We start from the raw sequence: 21,788 nt of genomic DNA on the forward strand, positions 1-21,788 counted from the left end.
CCGTTACTTTGCGGCGTCGCTGGCCTCAAATGTGTGGCGGGCGCCCTTGGTGTGCAACGCGTCGAGGGCGGCGGTGTACGCGGCGGTGAGGCGCTCGTCGTCGGCGAGGTTGCCGAAGAGGTCACGGTCGCGGATGAACGCCAGCCGGTGCTCGCCCTGTCGAGCCGCCGCAGCCATCACCCGGTCTCTGAGACGGTCGACCACCTCGATCGGCTCGCCCTGCTCGTCGACGCCCTCGGCGTAGCAAGCCCATGAGACGACCACGAGGGCGGAGTGGTCGATCTCGCCGCCGGAGGCGAGGTTGGCGCGGATCACCGGAACGAGCCACTTCGGGATGCGGTCGGAACTCTCCGCGCAGAGCCGGGCGAGGGTGTCACGCACCTCGGGGTTGGCGAACCGCTCGATGAGCTGGTGGCGGTAGTGGTCGAGGTCGACCCCGGGACCTGGGGCAGGGTGGGGTGTCCTCGCGCTTCATGTAAGCGAGCAGGAAGTCGACGAACCGGGGGCCTGGGCAGACTTCGTGGGCGTAGCGGTACCCGGCGAGGTGGCCGAGGTAGCACAGCGCCTGGTGGCTGGCGTTTGGCAGCCGCAGCTTCATCAGCTCGTAGGGCACCACGTCGTCGACCATCTGGACGCCTGCGTCCTGCCACGGCGGACGGCCCTGCCGGAAGTGGTCCTCGAGCACCCACTGCTCGAAGGGCTCGCACACGACGGGCCAGCCGTCGCGGATCCCGAACTCGCTCTCCAGCAGAGCGATGTCCTCGGGCGAGGTGACCGGCGTGTTCCGGTCGACCATGCAGTTGGGGAAGGCGACGTGCTCCTCCATCCAGTCGGCTAGCTCCGGTTCTTGAGCCGGGCGAAGGCGCACATCATCCGCTTCGCCACGTCGCCGTTGTCGGGCAGGTTGTCGCACGCCATCACCGTGAAGGGCTCACGCCCCTCACGGCGTCGCAGGTCCAGGGCCGCGACGATGAAGCCGAACACCGTGGTGGGTGCGTCGCCGGCGGCGAAGTCGGCCGCGAGGTCGCCCTGGATCGACGGGTCCTGGTCGTCGAACTCACCGGTGACCTGGTTGACCAGGTAGCCGCCCTCGGTGATCGTCGTCGACACGATCCGGGTCTGCGGGCCGACGAGCCGATCGACGACCGCAGCTGGGTCGTCGGGGGCGAACATCGTCTCGACGATGGAGCCGATCACGCGCGGCTCGCGCCGCCCGTCGGGCGCTTGACGACCAAGGTGTGGAGCCCGTCCTGCGCCCGCAGGTGAGCCTGATGCCGCGGGCGCGGGGATTGGGGGGATGGGCGTAGCGGTTGTACTGGGCCGGCCAGGTCCCCTAGCCCTCGCTTGCCGTCACCGAGGCCGCGACCATCTTCGACGTCGCCGAGATCGGGTCTCGAGATCCGTTGCATCCGGCCAGCAACGTGGCCTGGCCGGACACGGCATCGACTCGTAGGAAATGAAGCCGGGTCATTCTGGGCGGACAGACACACCCTCCGTGACGCGCTGCAAGGTTCGTCCCACTACGGCTGACCGACTAGCAGAGCCATGCGGCCACAATGCGCAGCCCCTGTCCCGCGGGTTCAGCAAGTCATAACCTGAACCGCAGGTAACCTGTCCCCCGGCGGTGATCGGCAAGGTGAAGTCCCTAGGGAAGTCCCGACTAAAATCCTGATCCCCCGGGCCTCTAGCTCAATTGGCAGAGCTGCGGACTTTTAATCCGTAGGTTGTGGGTTCGAGCCCCACGGGGCCCACAAACACGCAGGTCAGCGACCCGAGCAGCGCACTCAGCCGCTCGACCGGCCCGGAGAAGGACACCGGGAAGGACACGCTCACGGCGCCTCGCCCAGCTCAGGACCGCGACCGGCGTCCGGGTCGAAGCCCTCCAGCGCCAGTGCCACGCTCGGGTCCACAGCACGCCGGCCCAGGTAGACGTCCTGCGTCATGGACACCCGCGAATGCCCTAGCTGGTCAGCGATCAGACGTGCCGTCGCGCCGCTCCCGTCCAGCAGGGTCGCGACCGTCTTGCGGTAGGTGTGCGGCTTCACCCAGTCGAACTCCGTGCCAGTCCGCACCTCCCGGAACGCCCTGCCGACGTTGTTCCGATCCCGGTAGCCACCCTTGCCGTCGGCGAAGACCGGGCCGTCGAAGGCCCCTAGTCGCACCCGACGAGCCTTCAACATCGCCAGGCACCACCCGGGCAGGAGCAGCACGCGATAGGACGTCTTGGACTTCAACCGCGACGCGCGCAGCCCCTTGCCCTTGACCCGGATCACCGTGCGCTCGACGTTGACCACGCCGCGTTCCATGTCAACATCGCTCCACCGGATCCCCAACGCTTCACCGAGACGCAGCCCCGTCGCGAGAATGAACCGCGCCAGCTCGGGAAGGTCCTTCCTCTTGGCGACCGGATCGGCGTCCAGGATCGCCAGCCAGTCGCTGATCTCCCTGACCGACAGGGCCCGCGCTGTCCGATCCCGATCGGCCTCCAACGGCGTGACGTCACGGACCGGGTTCACACTCAGGCCGTCCCGACGCACCAGCCAGCCACAGAGTCCCGAAAGCACCGTGCGGCACAGCTTCGCCGTGGCATAGCCCTTCTCCTCGAGGACCGACTGGAGGAACCGGTCCATCCGGGCCGTGCTGACCTCGCCCAGCTTGAGGGCCCCGACTCCCGGGATCACGTGCCGCTCGATGGCGTCGCGGTACAGGTCCAACGTAGACGGCGACCGGCTGCCACGCTCGACCAGGCCCTCGAACATGACCAACCAACCGCGGGCCCCATCAGCCAGGGTCGACCGCGGCGTGAAGTCACCATCCGCCCCAACGGTCAGGGCGCGCTGCCGCGACACCTCAACAGCTCGGCGCGCCTCGGCCTTCGACTTCCCCGTGGCGCGAAGACGCCGACGGAAGCCGGAGAAGTCGCGGTAGTAGACCATCGCCACCGTCCGCCCACGCTCGGTGCTGAAAAAGACCTCCCCATGCTCACCGAGGCCGAGCACACTCACGCCGACACCCCTACGGCGAGCGAGGCAAACCACGCCTTCACGTCCTCGCCGCGGTACCGGACCCGCTTGCCCACGCGACGCCCGGGCGGCCCCTTCCCAGCACCCCGCCACCAGTACACGGTCTGCACCGGCACCCCGAGGTAGTACGCCACGTCCTCGACCGTCCACAACCGGTCATCGCTCAAGACTCTCGTCTCACCACTCATCACCCTTCACCTCTCAGTTCGATTGCCCAGCAACACGTTTCATCTCTGCACGGTGTTGTGCGTACTCCCGTGCCCGAGCGGCAGCAGCACGGGCGAGCTCGACGTCGCCTTCGGTGTCCCAACCGATCCCAGCGAAGGACCAGGAGCCAATGACGAGCGTGGTTTCGTCTTCGTCGTCAGCGAGCAACTGGGCTTCCATAGCCGCGAGGTCGACAGGTATGCCGGTGCGTTGCGCGTCCGCCAACAGACCTTGGGCGCGGCGACGGGCTCGACGTAGGGCGCCGAGGGTGACCGAGTAACGGCGAGACTTGGTGGCGAAGTGGCCGCGGAACCCCAGAGCGGTGTGCCACTTCCCGAGCAGCCCGTAGGTCAGCTCCTTCAGCTCGCACGGCATGCCTGCTGCGACCCATTCGTCCTCGACGAGGGTGGCGAACTCGGCTGCCACGGCCTGGGCCCGGCGAAGGTGCGGGTTCGACCCGTCGCCGTCAACGGTGTCGGTAGCGGACTTGGTCGAGTACTTCGCCAGGTAGCCGGCGACCTGCTCGGGGGCCAGAGGTCCGTTGGGGTCGTCGGTACGGTGCCCGAATTTCACCGGTCGGGAGTCGACCTGGGTCCCGAATGCCAACACTCGTTCGACGTCGTCGGCAAAGACCGGTGATGCTGTGAACCGGACCGATCGTGCCGCGTCCTCGACCAGCTCAGCCAGGAGTTGTGCGGTCAGCCACTCCGGCGCCAGTGCGAAGCCTTGCTCGGTCTTGGGGCCGTCGAGTCGGATGAGGGCGTGGAAGTGGATCAGGCCGCGGCGTTGGTACTCGGCCACCTTGGAGTACTGAACGGTGACGTGCTCGTTGAGCTTTGCATCGCGGACGCCGAGGCGTTGGGCCAGGAGTCGTTTGAGGGCGATGGTGAACCGTCGCCACAGCTCGGGTGCCCACCACTGCCACACGATGTGGGAGGCGTAGTCGTAGCACTCCCAGCACAGCGGCTGCCCCAGAAGCTCGTCCCCGTCAGCGTGCTTCGCGTAACAGGTAGCCGGCCTTCCGTGGTCGCAACGCGGCATCTTGGCGTGGGGTCGGCAGGCTCGCCCGTTGTCGCGTTTGCCGTGCACCTGCCCGAACGACGGCGCGGTCAGGGTGGCGAACACCAGCGGGTTCTCCCCCACCCGCTCGGGGACACCCTTGCCTCCTGCGACGCCGGCCCGGATGAGATGGAACATGTCGGCCGCGTACACCCGCGAGCAGGAGGGGCACTTATCCGCTCTGCGGTTACCGCAGCGGATCAACGTCGTCCCCAACGGCTCAGCGTCCGAGCTGTACGACGACAACACCTCCCCCGTTGCCGAGTCGACCCGGGTGGAGGATCCGGTCAGGTGGATCGGGTTGGTGCACGACCCCACCCGAGCCACCGCGGCCGACCAGTCCTCGAAGTCCGGGGACAACAACCGCTTCACGACCTGGGCGGCGACCCGGGGCGAGGCCAGGTCGAGGTCCAGCTCTGCCTCGTCCCCGAACCCGGCGAAGGGTCGCGGTGCTGTCGTGGCTCCGGTCGTGGTCATGGCGGTCAGGCGACCTGGGAGCCGTTGCGGTTACGCGGCTTGCGGGGCTTCCTCGGCTTGCGCGCCGACCCGTCCCCCGTGGCTGTCGTCGTCGCCATAGGTGCCGTCGTGGCCGTGGCCGTCGACCCTGCCTGGGCTCGAGGCGCAGCTGGGGTCGGGCGCGGTGGCCACGAGTCGAACGGATCGACCGGCTTCGGCGCACGCGGCGCAGACAACGCCGGGGACGCCGTCACCGACGATGCGAGGTCGGCGATGTCGGCATCGGTCAGGTACGAGGCGCGGACCCGTCGGATGGCTCGGGCGCCTTCGACCCGGATGAACGCGACGCCGGGGGTTCGTTCGGAGATGTGGTCGGCGGTGGCGCCCATGTCTCGGGCTCCGTCGCCAAGGACCATGTCGACCTGGATCGGGTTGTCCAGTCGCATCGCGACCCGAGTCGGGAACAGGTCTCGCCAGCCGACGACGTCCTTGCCGGGGTCCTGCACCGCCGCCAAGACGGTGATGCCGACCGCGCGTCCCTTGGTCAGCAGGAGCCCGAGGGCCTGTTCGATGCGGCGGACGGTGGTGCGTTCGGCGAACGCGGTCAGGGTGGCTAGCTCGTCGATCACGGCCAGCAGGTGCGGTGAGTCCACCGAGGGTTGGTGCTTGCGGATCCCTTGGGCGGCGAGGGTCTTGGCGCGGGCGTCCATGACGGCGACGAGGTCTTCGAGCAGGTCGCACATCGTCTCCGGGGTGCCGTCTTCGAACCGGGAGAACAGCCGCTGCCCCGGGCGCAGTTCCATGCCGCCCTTGGGGTCAATGGCCCATACCTGCACCCACCCTTCATCGATCGCCGCAGACAGTCCGCGTAGGAGTGACCACAGGACCGAGCCCTTGCCTGCCCCGGTTGCCCCGGCGATGAGGACGTGGGTGCCCCACAGCGAGAACCGCCAGTCCGTGCCGTCCTCATGCCGACCCACCGGGACCGCGGCAAGGTTCAGGGCGTCCGATGCCTTCACCGGGAGTGGTCGGACGGTGGCGGTCAGGACGTCGGAGCGGTGCAGCTCGACCCACACCGATGACGTCCCGGCCCGCGTGACCCGGGCTTCCCTCACCCCGAACGCCACCGCGATCGCCTCGGAGCGGCGGGCGTAGTCGTCCAGGGTCAGCCCGACCGGGATCACCACCAGGGCCTTAACGATCCCGGCCGGGGAGACGTGGACCTTCTTCAACGCCCCGTAGGTGTAGCCGCTGCGCCGGCCCTCGCGTTCGGGGACGACCAGGCCGAGTCGGGGTGCGATCCGGGCCCACTTCGCCGGATAGGCCACCGAGAGCCACAGCCGTGTCAGGCGCGGCCGAACCTTGGTCCGGTAGGAGTCCGGCCACGCCAGCCGCCACAGCAGCAGTCCGGCCAGCAACACGAGGACAATCCAGACCGCGAGCCACCGGCCCACCATTTGGTCGACGGCAACCAGTCCGCCCGCAGGGACTGAGACGACCGGGAACCGGACGGCCAGCCTCACCACTCGCAGCGCGGTTCTTAGAACCAGGAACGCCGCCCGGAAGGTGCCCTCGACCATGATCGCGACCGGGTCGTCGCTGCCGAACATGCCACCGCTACTGGCCATGGCCCATCACCCCTAGGCGGTGCGGCGGGCGTCGGCGGCGATGGCCATCAGCTGGCCCTGGGCGGCACTCCACGCCGACATCGAGCGCCACAACGTGGCCCGGAAGTCCTGTTGCGGGGCGTCGGCCAGCTCCTGGTGCAGCTTGGCCATCTCGTTCCGCAGCCCGTCCATCCGGGACACCTCCAGCCCCAGCACCGCCGGGACGTCCTGCACGTCCACGTCCAGCGCGTCGGCCCACTGGACGGCCTCGACGGGGCGCATCACGCCGCCCCCATCTCAGACACAGCAGCTGGCCCCTTGCTGGGGGTGGCGACCTCGCCCGGCTTGGGGGCGCGCATCCCGTCAGCGCGGAACGACCAGGCGATATTCGGTCGGTTGCCCCGGTCGTCGATCCACGCCGTCACCGTCAGGTTCTCGAACATCACGGGACGGAACGGCAGCCCCTCGATCTTCGGCGGCGGCACCGGCTGCTGGTCCGCGCCGATCTTCACCACGACCTCGGTCTGCCCCTTTCGCGCCATCGAGTCACCGTCGACCACCCGGACCTGCCAGACCCGCTTCTCGGTCACCTTGTCCCGGGTCTGCACATCCCCCGGCTCCCGGCCTGTCTCCCGCGCCGCTCGGATCAGCTCGTAGTCCTCGACCGGCTCGACCTCCCCCACCACGAACGCCCCCTCCGGGAAGACGTCCTCGAACAGAACACGCATCCGCTGCTGAATCGCCATCGCTCTGCCTCTCGTCGGTGAACCACTTAGAGGTGGTTCTAACGAGGAAGGTAGCACGCGCCTGTAATTAGAACCGGTTCTATATACAGACTTCTTACCTGACGCCCGTTACCGCTAGCGTTATGACCACTCTCGATGGGCAACGACCAGAGTGGATGGACAGACGATGGGCTTGGGGTATCGCGAGCTGGCGGCGCAGTTGCGCGGCGAGATCGAGCGGGGCGACTACTCGCCGGGCTCCACGCTGCCCAAGCAGGACGACCTGGCCGCCGAGTTCGGGGTCAACGTCAAGACCGTTCGCAACGCTGTGGCCATGCTCGAAGCCGAAGGACTGGTCACTCCCGTGCGCCGCCGAGGGACGATCGTCCGCGAACGACCTCCTATGCGCCGACTCGGCGCGGATCGATACGCCAAGAGCAAGTGGAAGTTCGGCGACAGCGTCGCTTTCATCGCGGACCGCGAGGCATCTGGCCAGCCGTGGGAGCGCACCGATCAGACGCAGACCGTGGAGCTGGTCAGCCCCCCTCCAAAGGCCGTCGAGGTTCTCGGGGTCGAGCCCGACAGCCAGCTGTACGCGCGAGCCCGCACCGTGAGACTCGAAGGCCGGCCTACCCACACGCTGACGAGCTACTACCGTCCCCAAGACGTCGAGGGCACTCCCCTGGTCGACCCGACGCCGGGTCCAGCAGGTCGGGGAGGCGGTTTCGCCGTCCTCACCCTCCAAGGCCTGGAGCCCCATGAGGTCACCGAGACCTTCCACGCCCGCATGCCCACTCCAGACGAGATCTCGACGCTCGAGCTCCCGGCCGGAGAGCCAGTGATGATCCTTGAGCGGATCACCAGGACCAAGGACGGGTACGCCGTGGAGTACGCCACCGGGGTCCACGCCGCCTCACGGTTTTCGTGGACCTACACCTACGACATGCCCGAATGAGGAGGCTGCCGTGAGCGTCATGGCCGATGCCCAGATCCTCTGGGACTACCACCAGATGCACCACGAGCCGCGCAACACTGATATCGCCATCGGACTGGGCAGTCACGACATTGGAGTCGCCGAACACACTGCGGACCTCTACCACCAGGGCAGATTCCCGCTGATCGTCTTCACCGGATCCAACGCGCCGACGACCCTCGAGGTCTTCCCCAGGGGCGAGGCCATTCACTACGCCGAACGAGCTGAGGCGCTTGGCGTCCCTGACACAGCAATCGTCCTCGAACAACGCGCACGCAATACCGGCGAGAACTTCACCCTGACCCGGGACCTACTTGACCGCGAGGGCATCCGCCCCAGATCCGCGACCGTCATCAGCCGCCCCTACCAACAGCGCCGTGCCTACGCGACCTGCAAGAAACTCTGGCCCGAGCTCGATGTCATCTGCTCATCGCGACTGCAGAGCTTGACCGACTACATCGCGTCCATCGGCGACCACGACAAGGTCCTCAACATGCTCGTCGGCGACACCCAACGGATTTGGGTCTATGCCGATAAGGGCTTCGCCATCCCCATGTCGCTCACCCCCGGAGCAAAGGCCGCGTACGACCGTCTGGTGGCCGCTGGTTACACACGTCGACTGGTCTAACGGACTCGACGTCACTACCCGCCTAACACCGCCCGCGCCCGCGTGACCATTCGCCGCCGCACGAGCCGAGATCTACTCAGAGGGCTCACATCGCGACGACCCCGATTTAGGCGACAGAGTCTGGCAGGAACTGTGGATACTTCTGGCGGAGGGCCTGCAGCGCCTCGTCCTTACCGGGATCGAGGTCTAGGTGCGATTTTGCAAAGTGCAGAGCCTGCCTACGATCCTCGAGAACTGCACCCCAATGCTTAATCCAGATGCGCAGGTCCATGTCCGGGTCGTCGTGGATCAGGCCCGCAGGCTGATTCCGCTTCGTCGCAAGCTTTGAGATGTCTCTACTGACTCGATTTGCGATCAATACGAAGTCCCACCCTGTGTTGGCATCACGGAACCGCTCGTCATTCGCCACGGCCATCGCGTAGGCCTCAATCTGCTGCCGTTCGGTATACCCGATCGTGCAGTCAGGGCGCTTTAGCTCCACCACGAGGTGTCTTTGCCTCTGGCTGTCCTCGACAGTCTTGGTAAGCATGAGATCCACGATTGCCGTCTTGCGATCCTCGATCTCCACGTGTGCCAGGTTCGCGGTATCGCGACCGAGGTGCGAGAGGTGTCGCTTCAAGACCTCAGCGATACCCTTGTCGTCGACTCCCAGGGCGTACTGCTCACCAAATACCCAGGGCTCCGCAGCCAACATACGGTGCAGTTGGCTGCGCTCCAGAACGGTCTTCTTGATCTCCGCATCGAATAGCAGGACATCGAGGCTTCGCAAGAATGAGAGCCTGTCCATGATGGTTCGAGAAGTCGCGATGACGGACGATAACGACGTCTGGTCCAGCACCGCAGCCAAATCGTCAATATCACTCGCAGGGAGATCAAGGACATCTGAGAGGACGCGTCGCAGATTTCCAGGCGCTGTTTCTAGCGCTTCCTTGAGCAACCGCAGCGATAGTTTCTGTGACGCCGCATCATTGGCGATGCCAGTGGATGCCGTAACCGCTACGACGTTAAACAGTTCCCGAGACGCCGCATCGATCTCATCGGATGGCTCCTCTGCGTACGGGTAGACGTTCGCAGCCTTCCACTTGTCGACCAGCTCCCGAGTCTTCTTATCTTGTCTCTGCTGGAAGTAGGCGCGGAGGTCTGACCGCACACCATCGATGATGGGCTGAAAACGTGCGTGGCCCATGTCAGCGAGCGTCGCATCGTCCTCATCAAAAGCTGGGGTCGACACCGCGACGCTGAAGTTGAAGCCTGGCGCGTGTATTCCGGGGCCCAGTTCGACCAGAGGAGCATCCGGGTCGGCACCGAAGAGGACCATGGACCGCGGCACTTGCGTGCTCCATTCAACGATCTCCACGTCGACTGGATGAGCTTCACCGTCAATCTCGATTCGGCGCCTGACCCGCTGCTCAACCGCGCCATCATCGTCCAAGTCGATCGGCTCGCCCTCAAACGTGAGGGTGACTCCACGGTGCTTGAACAAGTAGCCGGCATATTTGTTCGCCAGCCGCTCGCGAACGTCCTCAGCCAAAAGGCTTCCCATGGACGCATCGCCAGCGATGCACTCCACGACACAGCCCGTCGCCTCATCGGAGGCTTCGGCTTCCGAGACCTCGAAGGTCTCCGGCGAGGCTGAAGAGCCAGCAACCGCAAACTTGACGCGACCCGTGGGGTCGTCAGCAACGCTAGTCCACGTCACTTCGTGGCCCAGCGCGTAGGCCCTGAAGCGTCCCTGGCCCTCGCGACCGAGCAATTGACGACCGGATTCGGTTTGTCGATTTCCGGTGGTCTTCCAAGACCCTCCTAACTGGCCGAAGAGAGTGCGCAATGCCACAAACGAAATGCCCTCCCCGTCGTCGGCAACCCTCACGCGGTGCACTCCGCCAAGCAAGGTCTTCTCGAGTGTGATGGTCACGGTCGAGGCGTCAGCATCAAGGGCGTTGGACACCAACTCCACCAGTGCAGCAAAGGGCCGCGTCGGTCTGATGAGCTTGACGATGTGATCTCGCCCTACGGCAACGGCGACCTGCGTCATGGCACGATTTCCCCCAGCATTCGGCTCAGTGTGCCAAGACCCTATGACACCCGTCGCGGATAAGGGACACAATCACTGATGCCATCCCCTCCGTTGCAGGGATCGCGCTCAAGGCAACCGTCGGCTCCAGAACCGGTCAGTGGCCCAGCCTTCGGGGACTCCCATCCCGCGAAGGTTCATTGGAGGCCTTGCGCTCAGAAGCTCGTGGAGGCGCATGGCCCATCCGCTACGCGGCGAGACCGAGTAGAGCACTGACTGCAGAGACACGAGGACTGGGTAGAGCCGCTTCCTCGACCGATCCGGCAGAGCGTTCTTTCCAACCAGCCAAGGCACCGTCGGTGAGGTTGGGATGGCCGGGTACACCCCCAGACCGACGTTCCACAGACGCCCGTGGTGGGCGCAGATGTTGCGAACCCGCACATAGGTCGGCATCCAGGACTCAAGCACGGGCGCGGTCAGGCCGATGCTCCTGGCCACCGCCATCCTGTCAGCGCGCCGCTTTAGGTTGCGGTACGCGCTACTGAGTTGACCGATGGTCAAGGTCTCACCGACGAGCCAGGACGGCGGCAGTTCGGGAGAGCTGTAGGTCGTCAGATAGTGCTCGAGGGCGGAGCGGTGAATCAATGAATCCTGCCCAGCGTCCGGCGTGCCGCGCAGTCGCTCCTCGCAGGTGTCTCGAACGATCTTCAGGAGCCCCGCATGCCTACCACCGTCATGGAAGTGCTCCGGGGACATGTACCAGTGGGGGTCGTCGTAGGTCGTCGACATGTGATCGGTCAGGGCAGCGCGCACGGCCACCTCGACCCGCTCAAGCGCATCCAAGACGACCAAGCGCAACGCGCGGTCGAACACGTAGAGGTCGAGGAGTGCGTCGAAGGACGTCCCCTCGCGAAGGACGTGATCAGGGCCGCCTTGCTGGAAGGGGATTGTGTACGGGGAGAGCCGGTAGTAGCCGATGTGCTTCAGGTACCGGCGAGCACGTTCGCGGTCCGACACCTCAAGCCCTCGATCAGTGAGCAGGTCGACAAGCTCGTCAGCGCTGAGCGGCGGCTTGTCGAAGCGAAGAGAGCCGCGCGGCCGCATCGGTCGAGGCATCGACGGCCCTCCTGGCCAAGGCAGAGAAAATCCCCCAAGTGCGCATCGTGGAGAGGCGTGGGGGATGTAGTGCCGCGACATTAGCACGATCGGCGGCGTCATGTCCTCAACTACGAAGGCGCCGACAGATGCTGTCCTATCTTCGCATTCCAGCGGCGCCGCGGTCGATGTGAAGCCCCTCTGCGACCTGCAGACCACCACGCAATCCATGCAAGAAGGGCCACCGCACGGCTAAGTCGTGAAGACTTTCTTTACTGGCTCAAGCGCGGCTTCGCCGCGGCGCGGGGCCCCGCGATGGGGCCCCGCGCTCCGGGCGCTTCGCGCCCTACGCGCACCCCACCGCACCCCGCGCAACACCCCACGCGAAAGCGCCCGACGACATAGCCTCGCTGCCATGTCCGTCGAGCGCTGGGAACGCCGATCCGAGGTCCCGCTACTCCTGCTCGCCTTGGCCTTCCTCGTCGCCTACGCCTGGCCAGTGCTCGACCCGCGCATCGACCCGACGCTGGCCACCTTCCTGGACTACATCAGCTGGACCGTCTGGGCCGCTTTCGCGATTGACTTCGCGGTTCGCCTCGCCCTGGCACGCGACCGCGGCAACTACGCCGTGCGGCACTGGTACGACGTCGCCCTCATCGTGCTCCCAGTCCTTCGCCCCCTGCGCCTGCTCCGCCTCCTGGCCTTCGTCCGCATCCTCAACAGAAGCGCAGTCGGCAACCTCGCCGGCCGGGTCACGACCTACGTCATCGGCGCCGCTGTGATGGCGGTAGGGCTCGGCGCGGTGGCCGCACTCGACGCCGAGCAAGACGCCCCCAACGCGAACATCACGACCATCGGCGACGCGCTCTGGTGGGCAGCCACCACGGTGACCACGGTCGGCTACGGCGACCGCTATCCGGTCACCACCACAGGACGCGTCATCGCCGTCATGCTCATGGTGGTGGGCATCGCTCTCGTGGGCGCGATCACGGCCTCCATCGCCGCCTGGTTCGTATCCAGCCTCGAGGACGACAAACGCAACGCCAGGGAGGCGCAGGCCAGCCAGGAGGAGCAGTAGCGGAGCCTTGGGCAACCCGGTCACGACCCCGCGCACGTGTCCGTCCCGCCGCCGACCCTTCGCTCCACTCTCCGCCCACCTCCGGGCCGCATCAAGGGCGCTACGCGTCACTCCGTGATGGCCTCCGGCCACCCTTGACCCGACCACTCCGGCAGGCTCCCCTGCTCCGCTATCGGTTCGGTGGCTCCGAGTGCCCAGCGAAGCTCTCAACGCTGTGGACAATTCGCTCGACGAGCAGAGGGACCCTGCCACACTCGTGCCGTGGGTAACGAAGCATGGATCGCCGTCCGCCGAGCCGTCGAAGCAGGACTGAACGACGGTGCAAACCTTCTCGACAACCCGCCGCGCACTGAGCAGGAAGTGGGTTACCTCGCCGACCGCATAGCGGATCACGTTATCGGCGCCGTCGACGCTGCCAACCGTAGAGCGTTGGAGGGAGCCGAGCGACAGGATGCTGATCGCGCACCCCGAAGTCGACGCCGTTGGCTTGGACGCCGCTCGACCACTGATCAATCGCGCTAGGCCGACGACGATAATCCATACGCCCCTTCCCTCCAGACGAGCCAAAGGCTTTCGGGAGATCCGCCGATCAGGAGGACACCGAGCAGGACACGAAGGCCGCAATCGTGCTCCGAACGACCACAACCACGCGGCAGCCACCAAGCACGGAAACCGGGCCAAAGTACTCACGAACGCACGCCTGACGGGCACTCCGTAGGTTGTCGGTTCGAATCCGACGGGGCCCACCTGAATCAGTGCAGGTGAGTTGATGGACGCATATTTGCGACGTTCAGCAAGCCACCACCTTCAGCGCCGGGTTATTCCCTTATCCAAGGAGCAACCAGGAGCATCCATCCCGATTAGTACATCCCGAGCTGTCGGTGATCATCTATCTGTCTCACTTCCGAATGCGACCCCGGCGAAGGCGCGCGAGCAGGAGGATGTCCTTGAACGCGATCCCGGCCCAGACAGCGACGAAGGCAAGCGCTAGCCCGGCGTCGGCCCAGAGCGGCGGCGAGACAACATGCACATAGCCGAGTCCGGCAGCGAGCAGGACGAGTCCGAGACCCACCTTCAGCCACAAATCTCTCCAGTGCTGACCATCAAGCCGCCAGGCCCGTCCGATGGGGAAGGCCGAGGTGCAGGCCATTGCGATGAGGTAGCCCAGGGCGATACCCATCACCCCGAGCGTGGGCGAGAGCAGAAGCCATAGCAGCACGGCCAGCACCAGTCCCCCTGCCGCGACGGCGGAGACGAATCGCGCACCGCCGATCCCGGTGGAGGTGAGCCGGTTGACCGCGGCGACCGGCAGCGTCGTGAACATGACGGCGATCAGCAGCACAGGCAGCAGCGACTGGGCCTGCATGTACTTCTCGCCGAACAGCACATTCAGCACCAGGGGGCCGGCCAGGGCGAGGGAGCCGAAGACGGGCATCATGATCACGACAAGGCCGCGCGTGATCGAGTCGGCCTGTCGGCGCAAGGCATCGGTGTCTCCACGGCCTCCCGCTTCCGCCATGGTCGGGAACAGGACCTGGCTCAACGTCCGGGCCAGCATGGTGGCCGGCGTGGCGAGACTCAGCGCCGCAGCGTAAAGACCGGCGCCAGTTTGGCTTCCGACCAGGTGGGCGCCGATCATCGACAGTTGCAGCAACCCAGTGCTGGAGAGCGTGCCCAAGACCCCGTAGCCCACGAAGCGGTTCATTGGCTTGATCAGCGCAGAATCGACGTCGGCAGTCGTCCCCCGCGGCCAGCAAATGATCGCGTAGACCCCGTACGAGAGCGCAAGCGGCAGCAACAGGGCGTGGTTCAAGTGCAGCAACAGCACAATGGCCAGCGCCACCAGGGAGAAAACGGACCCGATCACGTCCCAGGCGGCGGCGCGGACAATCTGCCCGGCGCCGTACTGCACCCCTCGGGCGAAGGACCAGCCGGCGTAACCCAACAGCAGCAACCCGGCGCACAGGGCGGTCCAGATGTCCGAGTGCAAGGCGAGCAGGCAAATGGCGATAGTAGCCAGCGCCAGCAGAAGGGAAGTGCTGAGCGTCCGCCGCCCCAGATAATTGGCAACCGCTTGGGCCTGCTCCGAGCGGTTCTCCCCGCGCATCTGGGCCACGAACCGCGTCGCGGCCTGTCCTGCAGACGTGGGCCAGAGCAGGCTAAGCAGCAGCGCGGCAGAAATGGCTGCGTTGACGCTGCCAAGCACCGCGACGCCGAGGAAGCGGCCGATGAGGACGCTGTAGAGGAAGCGCACCATGCCCTGGGAAACGCTTCCCATCAGACCCGACGCCCATCGGGTGGACAGAGAGCTGGCGCTAGTCGCGCTGACGTCTGTCCTGCGGTAGAAGGTCGTCAAGCTATCGGGCCTCTTCTTTTGAGCCTTGCTTCCGGACGTGGCTCTGTCCGTTGGCCGCCTGTGCGACCAGCGGACAGTCTAGCCAACGGCGTCACCGGGACCTGACTTGCTAGTTCGAACCTCCCGTATCATCACCGGCGTGAGTATCCCCTCGCTACCCTCCGTTGCGGGGTGCCCATCCCACCCCCCCCCGCTGGAGAGCAGCGAGGGCCGGATGTCGACGTCGTCATCGCCGTGCACTCGGCGCTTCGGCCCCTGGACCGGGCGATCAGTTCCTGCCACACCGGTTCCGGCCGCGTCCGCGTCACGGTGGTCTGTCACAACATCGCCTCCGACGAGATTCAGGCAGGAGTCCAGCCCCGCAAGGACCTTCCGGTGCGGTACGTGGAACTCCATGATGGATTGAATTCCCCCGCCGGCCCCAAGAACGCAGGGCTGCAGCTCGCTGATGCGCCCTACGTGCTCGTACTGGATTCGGACGACTTCCTGGAGCCCGGGGCCATTCAGCACTGGCTCGAGTTGGCGACCGCGAGGAACGCCGACGGCGTGATCGTCCCCCTTCGGCATCAGAGCGGTGCAGTCATCCGTACACCTCGGGCCCGTGCTAGCCGCATCCATGACCTCGACCCTGTCCAAGACCGGCTGGCGTATGCGACCGCGCCCCGCGGACTCTGGCGCACCGGGCTCCTACGTTCCATCGGATTCAAGTACACCGAGGGTCTGCAGAGCGGCGAAGACCTCGCGCCGGGGCTGCACCTGTGGTTCTCGGGAGCAACATTCGAATTTCCTGCAAGGGGACCTCGCTACGTACAAGGGAACGACGCCGTGGACCGGGTCACGGACACCTTCCTGCCGCTGAGCCGCGAGTTCGACGCCATCTACCGTCTGGACCCTCGATGGCTGGACTCGCTGACAGCGGCCGCCCGCCGGGCCGTCGCCGTGAAGCTCGCCCGAACCAACCTCATCGGCGCGATGGCCAGACGGAGTGCCTCCTGGGACTGGTCAGCGGAGGACCTGTCCGCGGTCGAAGACCTCATCCGACGGCTTGACGAGATCCATCCCGGATTCCGGCGCCCTTTCGCCCGCGCAGACCGCCGACTGTTGAACGCCGCCGCCCGTGCGCAGACCGCTCCCGAAGCTTTCCTCGATGCACTGCGGCAGCAGCGTGGAGCCAACCTGCTCGACCGCCTGCTTACACCAGGCCTGACAGCCAACCTGGACAGCGAAAGCACCCTGCGGCAGGCACTACGAATGGCCGCTGACTGGCGACGGATCTTCCCCGTCTAGAGAGACTTTCCCACCTCATCGCCCGCGTCCGGCGAGAGAGTGCCACGTCCAGCGCGGCGTAGGACCTGGTCAGCACACGGGCTACTGGTCGACCGCCTCTCGGGCGTCACGTTCGAGAGCCGCGACATCCGCCTTGAGCTCCTTCTTCTGAAGCTTCTCCGAGCGGCGCATGGACTCTTCGATCCTCGTTTCCATGTCCATCATGCCGACGACGATGAGGCCCGCCTCGCCGTCGTCGAGCGACTCGCCGAGCTCCTTCAGATCGTCCCGGCTCATGCCGGCAGACGCATGACCGGCCACTGCCCCCATGATCGCCCCACCGGCGGTGGTGGCCGCGAGCAGGCCACCACCAACTGCCGCGAACGGGAAGAGGGCCACGACAAGCCCGGTCGCCAGACCCACACCTCCGCCGAGCACACCACCGACCCGGGTCGGGGTCTCGTGCTTGCGCGTGATCTTCACCTTGCCGTCCTCACGGCGATGGATGACAGCGGCGTCATACGCATCCATGAGGCGCGCCTTCGTGTGGAGGTCCTTCACCACGTCGTAGTCCGCCTCGGCGGACGCGAGATCCGGATAAACGCCGGCGATAACTATGAGCGTGTCGAATGCCATCTGAGAACCTCCAGGTCCATCTGGGCCACCAATTCGCCGCTCGAAGTGAGCGCCGGTCTTTCAGAGACCAACGTCGCAGTCCGGCAGCATGGGATACCTCCTCCGATACGGATGACCTGTGCGTGACCTCCGGTGGGCAACTGTGCTCCCTCGGAGGAGAAGGCCGGGTCATGCTGCGCATCCACCAATCAGTTGGTCCTGAGGGCCAACAGCGCTGCCATCCACTGTCCTCCGCTGCTCCCGCTGGCGGCGTATGCGCCGGGCGGGGCGTTGACCCGGTAGGCGGTGGCCAGGTGGTCGGTGGTGATGCTTAGGGTGGGCAATGTACTCCACACACTCGCCCATGTCGGCGCCGAACTGGCCGACTCGACGCCGACGACGCCGTACAGGATCTCGGCACTCTGGGTCGTGCTCACCGTCCCGGAGCTGAAGGTGGACACCGTGCCGGTCGCGCCTGCGCTCGTGTCGATCGCGGTGACCCCCGCGAACTCGTCGACGGTTACGTGGGTCTCCGCGGACGACGGGTAGGTCAGGGTGATGGTGGCCCCGGCAGGCAGCGCCTTGGCAGCGAGCACGACGAAGGTCGTGACCCGGTCACCGGCCGACCCGTCATTGACGTCACGGGCCACCGTGTACGTGTTCGCGGCCGTGTCCTTGGCCGACAGGGCACCCGTGACGCTGGTCGAGGACAGCAAGAGCGACACCACCAGGGTGTGTCCGGCCTGAACCCCGCTTCTGCCGACCGTCACGGCAGTCGTCGTCCGTGTCGCCGACGCGGTGGCCGTTCCGACCCGGCGCACGTATCCCGCTGGCGACGCCCCCTGCGGGGTCGCGGAAGCCTCGTTCGACAGCACCGAGGGACCGACCGCGTTCACCGCGGCGACCTTGTAGAAGTACGTCCCGGTGCTCAACCCCGTGTCCGTGAAGCCCGTCCCGGTCACGTTCGACGCGACCGGTGCCAAAGCCTCACCACCCGCAGTCGTCCCCCGATACACGTTGTAGCCGGTCACCACCGACCCACCGTTGGACGCCGGCGCAGACCAGGTCAGCACGACCGACCCGACACCCCCCGAAGCCACCAACCCCGTTGGTGCCGACGGCACCGTCGCCGCCGCCTGCGGAGTCGCGGACGCCTCGTTCGACAGCAGCGAGGGACCGACCGTGTTCACCGCCGCGACCTTGTAGAAGTACGTCGTCCCGTTGCTCAACCCGGTGTCGGTGAAGCCCGTCCCCGTCACGTTCGACGCCACGGCCACGGTCGACTCACCACCCGCGGCCGTGCCCCGGTACACGTTGTACCCGGTGACCACCGACCCACCATTGGACGCCGGCGCAGCCCAAGCCAGCACGACCGACCCGACACCCGGCGAGGCCACCAGCCCTGTGGGCGCCGAGGGGACGCTCGCCCTCGGGGTGGCCGTGGCCTCGTTCGACAGGGGTGACGTGCCCACCCCGTTGACCGCGGCGACCTTGTAGAAGTAGGCAGTCCCGTTGCTCAACCCGGTGTCGGTGAAGCTCGTCCCACTCACGTTCGACGCAACCGGTGTCAGCGCCTCGCCGCCTGCGGTCGTGCCGCGGTAGACGTTGTACCCGGTGATCGCGGATCCCCCGTTGGAGGCAGGCGCGGACCAGGTCAGTGCCACGGTGGCATTCGTGGCGGTGGCTGCCAACGACTGCGGGGCCGACGGTGCTGCGGTTGTGGCCCGGGGCGTCGCAGACGCCTCGTTCGACTGCGGCGACGGGCCGACGGCGTTCACCGCAGCGACCTTGTAGAAGTAGGTCGTCCCGTTGCTGACCGTGGTGTCGGTGAAGGTCCTCAACGCGACATTGGTGGCGATCGGGGTCGCACCCTCACCGCCCGCGCTGGTGCCCCGATAGACGTTGTAGCTCGTGATGCCGGACCCGCCGTCGGACGTCGGCATCTGCCAGGCGAGCGACACCGAGCCGTCGGCAGCCGAGGCCACCAGGCCCAGTGGCGCCGAGGCCACCGTCGCTCGCGGGGTCGCCGAGACCTCACTCGACTGTGGCGACGTACCGACCGCGTTCACCGCGGCCACCTTGTAGTAGTACGGGCTGCCGTTCACCTCGCCGGTGTCCGTGAAGCTCGTCCCGGGGACGTTGGTGGCGATCGGGGTCGCGCTCTCTCCGCCCGGTGCCTGGCCCCGGTAGACGTTGTAGCCCGTGACGGGCGAGCCGCCGTTGGAGGTCGGCGCCGTCCAGCTCAAGGCCACGGACGCGTTCCCCGCCACCGCCGCCAGCCCGGTGGGCGCCCCCGGAGCGGTCGGCAGAGCGGCCTTGGGCGTCGCGGAGGTCTCGTTGGACCGTGGCGACACGCCCACGGCGTTCACGGCCGAGACCGTGTAGAAGTACGTCGTCCCGTTGACCCGCCCGGTGTCGGTGAAGTTGCTGGCAACGACGTTCGTCGCGATCGGCAGCGCACCCTCACCGCCCGCGCTCGTGCCCCGGTAGACGTTGTAGCCGGTGACGGCCGAACCCCCGTCCGACGTGGGCGCCGTCCATGACAGGCTCACGGACCCGTCGCCCGCCACTGAAGCCAGGCTGCGCGGCGCCGTCGGCGCCGTGGCGGCTGCCGTCCCGATCTGGGCCCAGGGGTGCGACTCGTCCAGCCGACCACTCACGAAGGCACCGTTGACACAGTGGCCGGCGTCGACCCCACGCCCGTTGAGCACCTGCCCGGAGTCCAGGTAGCTCGTCGTCGTGCCACCGATCGTGATCCGCACGTCCGGGATGGCGCCGGAGTTGACGCAGGATGCCGTGTTGCCGCCGTTGTAGGCGTTCGGCGAGAAGTCCGTCGCGTCGAAGTTGGTCGAGTTCTGCCCGCCGGTCTCGGTGAGGACGAGCGTTCCGTGGGCCTTGACGGTCATCGAGGCGCCCCAGAGGTTGTAGGTGTGCGATCCGATGGCGACGACCAGGTGGACGCCGGTGACGTCGACGCTTCCGGGGTTGTCGAGGCGGATCGCTGCCGCATCCCAGCACGTCGTGCTGGTGGGGTATGCCGGGCACGGCGATCCGACGTAGCTCGTCGGGTCGGTGTACGGCCACGGGCGTGGCTGCTTGGTGCTCGACGCGGTGGAGTGGGTGTCCATGTAGCCCACGAAGACGTTCAGCGGTGTGGCGGCATACGCAGGGGTGATCGCGACGAGGGCCGACTGGAGGATGACGGCGATGACCGCCGCAACCGCGGCGATTCCTCCCCGCGCGAGCCATCGGCGTCGGACATCAGTGCCGCGGGTCCCGACCAACCAAAGGAACCGGCCAAATCGCCTGTGGGAGAACGAAACTAGCATCCCGCCCACCTTCCCCCGGGGCAGCTCTCCACCTACTTGAAAAGGTAGCCGCGTCGGCACGAGTGGCCCTCGTACGAAACGTCTACGCCTTTGTGCCCGGCCCCCTCAGAGCCACGAACTGAGCGCGGATCAGGCGCTGCGCGGGGCGTACATGATCACGGCGACACCGACGAGGCAGACCAGCGCGCCGACGACGTCGTACCGGTCGGGTCGGAACCCGTCGACGACCATCCCCCACAGCAGGGAGCCGGCGACGAACACCCCACCGTATGCCGCGAGGATCCGTCCGAAGTGGGCGTCCGGCTGGAGGGTGGCGACGAAGCCGTACAGCCCCAGGGCGATCACGCCGGCCCCCATCCAGAGCCAGCCGCGGTGCTCGCGCACGCCCTGCCACACCAGCCACGCCCCACCGATCTCGGCCACGGCCGCGAGCACGAACAGCAGGATGGAGCGCAGCGTCGTCATGCGCACGATCCTCGCAGCGGCCGTCAGCCGTCGCGACGCCGGATAGGGCCGCCGCACTGAACGGACCAGCTCGTCAGAGGGGTGAGCCGGCTGACCTGACCACGTCGGCAACCGCCTCCGGGTGGGGGAACACGTTGTTGTGCGAACCCACCAGCACCCGCGAGCGCCCTCCGGACCCGGCCCGGGACGCGAGCTCCTCGATCCACTCCGCCGGGGCGAACGAGTCCGCCTCGCCCGCCGTGGTGGTGAGGGGGACGCGGAGGTGACCCACACGCTCCTCCGGACGGTGCCGCAGCCCTGACAGCACCATTCGCACCACATCGGTGCGCACCCTGGCGAGGTTCTTGAGGACGACGAGCTCGGTCGGCGGATCCTTGCGCCAGGCGCTCAACCCGGCCGGCACGAGGTGGCGCAGCCGCCGCTGACGCGGCACGAACGTCGGGCCGGCCATGACCAGCGAGTCGATCCGACCCGACCCCTGCAACGACAGCACGACCTCGAGGGCGACCTGCGCACCCGTCGAGTGACCGAACACCACCACCTGGCCGCCGCGACCGTGGACGCCAGCCGTCAGCTCGGACACCCACTCCTGCCCGGCACCCGACAGGCCGGGGATGGTCGGCTTGACGCGACGGGGTCGACCTCGGAAGGCGAGCGCGTCGAAGACCACCACCTCCACCCCACCCTCGGCGAGCGTGCGCGCCAGCGGAGTGAGGTAGCGGGGCAGACCGAGTCCCGGGAAGACGACGACCCGGCCGGTGACGTCGACCGCGCCCGATGGGGAGAACCACAGGGATCGCACCGGGCCGGCAGCGAGCTCGTGCCACCGGACGCCCTCGACGACGACGGGCTCCGCCTCACGTGCAGTCATCAGCCCACCCCTTTCGCAGGT

Annotated in this window: 17 protein-coding genes, 1 tRNA gene and 1 pseudogene; 5 read left to right on the forward strand and 14 right to left on the reverse strand. The window is 66.9% G+C overall.

Features of this window, described 5'->3' with window-relative positions; all coding sequences use genetic code 11:
- Positions 1 to 3: 3 nt before the first annotated feature.
- A pseudogene (locus tag ABEG17_RS06625) lies at positions 4 to 1,262 on the reverse strand (mannitol dehydrogenase family protein); the annotation flags it as partial.
- 416 nt (positions 1,263 to 1,678) lie between these two features.
- Between ABEG17_RS06625 and ABEG17_RS06630 the strand changes: the two are divergent.
- A tRNA-Lys gene (locus tag ABEG17_RS06630) sits at positions 1,679 to 1,751 on the forward strand.
- Positions 1,752 to 1,829: 78 nt separating this feature from the next.
- Here the strand turns inward: ABEG17_RS06630 and xerC are convergent.
- From xerC to ABEG17_RS06660, 6 genes are read right to left on the reverse strand one after another with little or no spacing between them, the layout of a single operon-like run.
- Complete coding sequence (xerC, locus tag ABEG17_RS06635) at positions 1,830 to 3,005, reverse strand: tyrosine recombinase XerC (RefSeq protein ID WP_406832489.1); 1,176 nt, start codon at positions 3,003 to 3,005, stop codon at positions 1,830 to 1,832.
- Complete coding sequence (locus ABEG17_RS06640) at positions 3,002 to 3,190, reverse strand: helix-turn-helix transcriptional regulator (protein WP_406832490.1); 189 nt, start codon at positions 3,188 to 3,190, stop codon at positions 3,002 to 3,004. The genes xerC and ABEG17_RS06640 overlap by 4 nt, the downstream gene beginning before the upstream one ends.
- Before the next feature lie 34 nt (positions 3,191 to 3,224).
- Entirely contained in the window at positions 3,225 to 4,766 is a 1,542-nt protein-coding gene (locus ABEG17_RS06645; protein ID WP_406832491.1) for a replication initiator, read from the reverse strand.
- 5 nt (positions 4,767 to 4,771) lie between these two features.
- Positions 4,772 to 6,373, reverse strand: a complete 1,602-nt coding sequence (locus tag ABEG17_RS06650) for an FtsK/SpoIIIE domain-containing protein (protein WP_406832492.1) — start codon at positions 6,371 to 6,373, stop codon at positions 4,772 to 4,774.
- 12 nt (positions 6,374 to 6,385) lie between these two features.
- Entirely contained in the window at positions 6,386 to 6,637 is a 252-nt protein-coding gene (locus tag ABEG17_RS06655) for a hypothetical protein (RefSeq protein WP_406832493.1), read from the reverse strand.
- Positions 6,634 to 7,098 carry a plasmid replication, integration and excision activator gene (locus tag ABEG17_RS06660; protein ID WP_406832494.1) on the reverse strand — a complete coding sequence of 155 codons (465 nt, stop codon included), beginning with the start codon at positions 7,096 to 7,098 and terminating at the stop codon, positions 6,634 to 6,636. The genes ABEG17_RS06655 and ABEG17_RS06660 overlap by 4 nt, the downstream gene beginning before the upstream one ends.
- Positions 7,099 to 7,264: 166 nt before the next feature.
- Here ABEG17_RS06660 and ABEG17_RS06665 point away from each other — a divergent pair, with 166 nt between their 5' ends.
- Both ABEG17_RS06665 and ABEG17_RS06670 read left to right on the forward strand, forming a co-directional pair.
- Positions 7,265 to 8,032: a GntR family transcriptional regulator gene (locus tag ABEG17_RS06665; RefSeq protein ID WP_406832495.1), complete on the forward strand. Its 768-nt coding sequence runs from the start codon at positions 7,265 to 7,267 to the stop codon at positions 8,030 to 8,032.
- Positions 8,033 to 8,051: 19 nt separating this feature from the next.
- Positions 8,052 to 8,678: a YdcF family protein gene (locus ABEG17_RS06670; protein WP_406833148.1), complete on the forward strand. Its 627-nt coding sequence runs from the start codon at positions 8,052 to 8,054 to the stop codon at positions 8,676 to 8,678.
- Between the two features lie 106 nt (positions 8,679 to 8,784).
- Here the strand turns inward: ABEG17_RS06670 and ABEG17_RS06675 are convergent, their stop codons facing one another.
- Positions 8,785 to 10,713, reverse strand: a complete 1,929-nt coding sequence (locus tag ABEG17_RS06675; RefSeq protein WP_406832496.1) for an ATP-binding protein — start codon at positions 10,711 to 10,713, stop codon at positions 8,785 to 8,787.
- Positions 10,714 to 10,821: 108 nt separating this feature from the next.
- Complete coding sequence (locus tag ABEG17_RS06680) at positions 10,822 to 11,808, reverse strand: Abi family protein (RefSeq protein ID WP_406832497.1); 987 nt, start codon at positions 11,806 to 11,808, stop codon at positions 10,822 to 10,824.
- Between the two features lie 394 nt (positions 11,809 to 12,202).
- Between ABEG17_RS06680 and ABEG17_RS06685 the strand changes: the two genes are divergently transcribed.
- A complete protein-coding gene (locus ABEG17_RS06685; protein WP_406832498.1) occupies positions 12,203 to 12,865 on the forward strand; it encodes a potassium channel family protein in 663 nt (220 codons plus the stop codon).
- A gap of 898 nt (positions 12,866 to 13,763) precedes the next feature.
- Here the strand turns inward: ABEG17_RS06685 and ABEG17_RS06690 are convergent.
- Complete coding sequence (locus tag ABEG17_RS06690; protein WP_406832499.1) at positions 13,764 to 15,122, reverse strand: lipopolysaccharide biosynthesis protein; 1,359 nt, start codon at positions 15,120 to 15,122, stop codon at positions 13,764 to 13,766.
- Positions 15,123 to 15,392: 270 nt separating this feature from the next.
- On the opposite strand from ABEG17_RS06690, the gene ABEG17_RS06695 reads away from it, so the two are divergent.
- On the forward strand, positions 15,393 to 16,508 hold the full coding sequence (locus ABEG17_RS06695) for a glycosyltransferase family 2 protein (RefSeq protein ID WP_406832500.1): 1,116 nt from the start codon (positions 15,393 to 15,395) through the stop codon (positions 16,506 to 16,508).
- Positions 16,509 to 16,589: 81 nt separating this feature from the next.
- On the opposite strand, the gene ABEG17_RS06700 is transcribed toward ABEG17_RS06695, so the two are convergent.
- From ABEG17_RS06700 to ABEG17_RS06715, 4 genes are all read right to left on the reverse strand, one after another.
- Positions 16,590 to 17,123, reverse strand: a complete 534-nt coding sequence (locus ABEG17_RS06700; RefSeq protein WP_406832501.1) for a DUF1269 domain-containing protein — start codon at positions 17,121 to 17,123, stop codon at positions 16,590 to 16,592.
- Between the two features lie 188 nt (positions 17,124 to 17,311).
- The gene (locus ABEG17_RS06705; protein WP_406832502.1) at positions 17,312 to 20,386 is read right to left on the reverse strand and encodes a fibronectin type III domain-containing protein; all 3,075 of its coding nucleotides are present in this window, start codon (positions 20,384 to 20,386) and stop codon (positions 17,312 to 17,314) included.
- A 174-nt stretch (positions 20,387 to 20,560) separates the two neighbouring features.
- Positions 20,561 to 20,896, reverse strand: coding sequence for a YnfA family protein (locus tag ABEG17_RS06710; protein ID WP_406832503.1), 336 nt, complete (start codon positions 20,894 to 20,896; stop codon positions 20,561 to 20,563).
- A gap of 73 nt (positions 20,897 to 20,969) precedes the next feature.
- Positions 20,970 to 21,767: an alpha/beta fold hydrolase gene (locus ABEG17_RS06715; protein ID WP_406832504.1), complete on the reverse strand. Its 798-nt coding sequence runs from the start codon at positions 21,765 to 21,767 to the stop codon at positions 20,970 to 20,972.
- Positions 21,768 to 21,788 lie beyond the last annotated feature (21 nt).

It is taken from the genome of Pedococcus sp. KACC 23699, from assembly GCF_045348425.1.
GTDB lineage: Bacteria > Actinomycetota > Actinomycetes > Actinomycetales > Dermatophilaceae > Pedococcus.

Coding starts and splice junctions, on each gene's coding strand:
- ABEG17_RS06665 (WP_406832495.1), top strand. CDS start 7,265: ATGGGCTTGGGGTATCGCGAGCTGGCGGCGCAGTTGCGCGGCGAGATC.
- ABEG17_RS06685 (WP_406832498.1), top strand. CDS start 12,203: ATGTCCGTCGAGCGCTGGGAACGCCGATCCGAGGTCCCGCTACTCCTG.
- ABEG17_RS06700 (WP_406832501.1), bottom strand. CDS start 17,123: ATGGCATTCGACACGCTCATAGTTATCGCCGGCGTTTATCCGGATCTC.
- ABEG17_RS06650 (WP_406832492.1), bottom strand. CDS start 6,373: ATGGCCAGTAGCGGTGGCATGTTCGGCAGCGACGACCCGGTCGCGATC.
- ABEG17_RS06645 (WP_406832491.1), bottom strand. CDS start 4,766: ATGACCACGACCGGAGCCACGACAGCACCGCGACCCTTCGCCGGGTTC.
- ABEG17_RS06710 (WP_406832503.1), bottom strand. CDS start 20,896: ATGACGACGCTGCGCTCCATCCTGCTGTTCGTGCTCGCGGCCGTGGCC.
- ABEG17_RS06675 (WP_406832496.1), bottom strand. CDS start 10,713: ATGACGCAGGTCGCCGTTGCCGTAGGGCGAGATCACATCGTCAAGCTC.
- ABEG17_RS06660 (WP_406832494.1), bottom strand. CDS start 7,098: ATGGCGATTCAGCAGCGGATGCGTGTTCTGTTCGAGGACGTCTTCCCG.
- ABEG17_RS06715 (WP_406832504.1), bottom strand. CDS start 21,767: ATGACTGCACGTGAGGCGGAGCCCGTCGTCGTCGAGGGCGTCCGGTGG.
- ABEG17_RS06680 (WP_406832497.1), bottom strand. CDS start 11,808: ATGCCTCGACCGATGCGGCCGCGCGGCTCTCTTCGCTTCGACAAGCCG.
- ABEG17_RS06670 (WP_406833148.1), top strand. CDS start 8,052: ATGGCCGATGCCCAGATCCTCTGGGACTACCACCAGATGCACCACGAG.
- ABEG17_RS06690 (WP_406832499.1), bottom strand. CDS start 15,122: ATGGTGCGCTTCCTCTACAGCGTCCTCATCGGCCGCTTCCTCGGCGTC.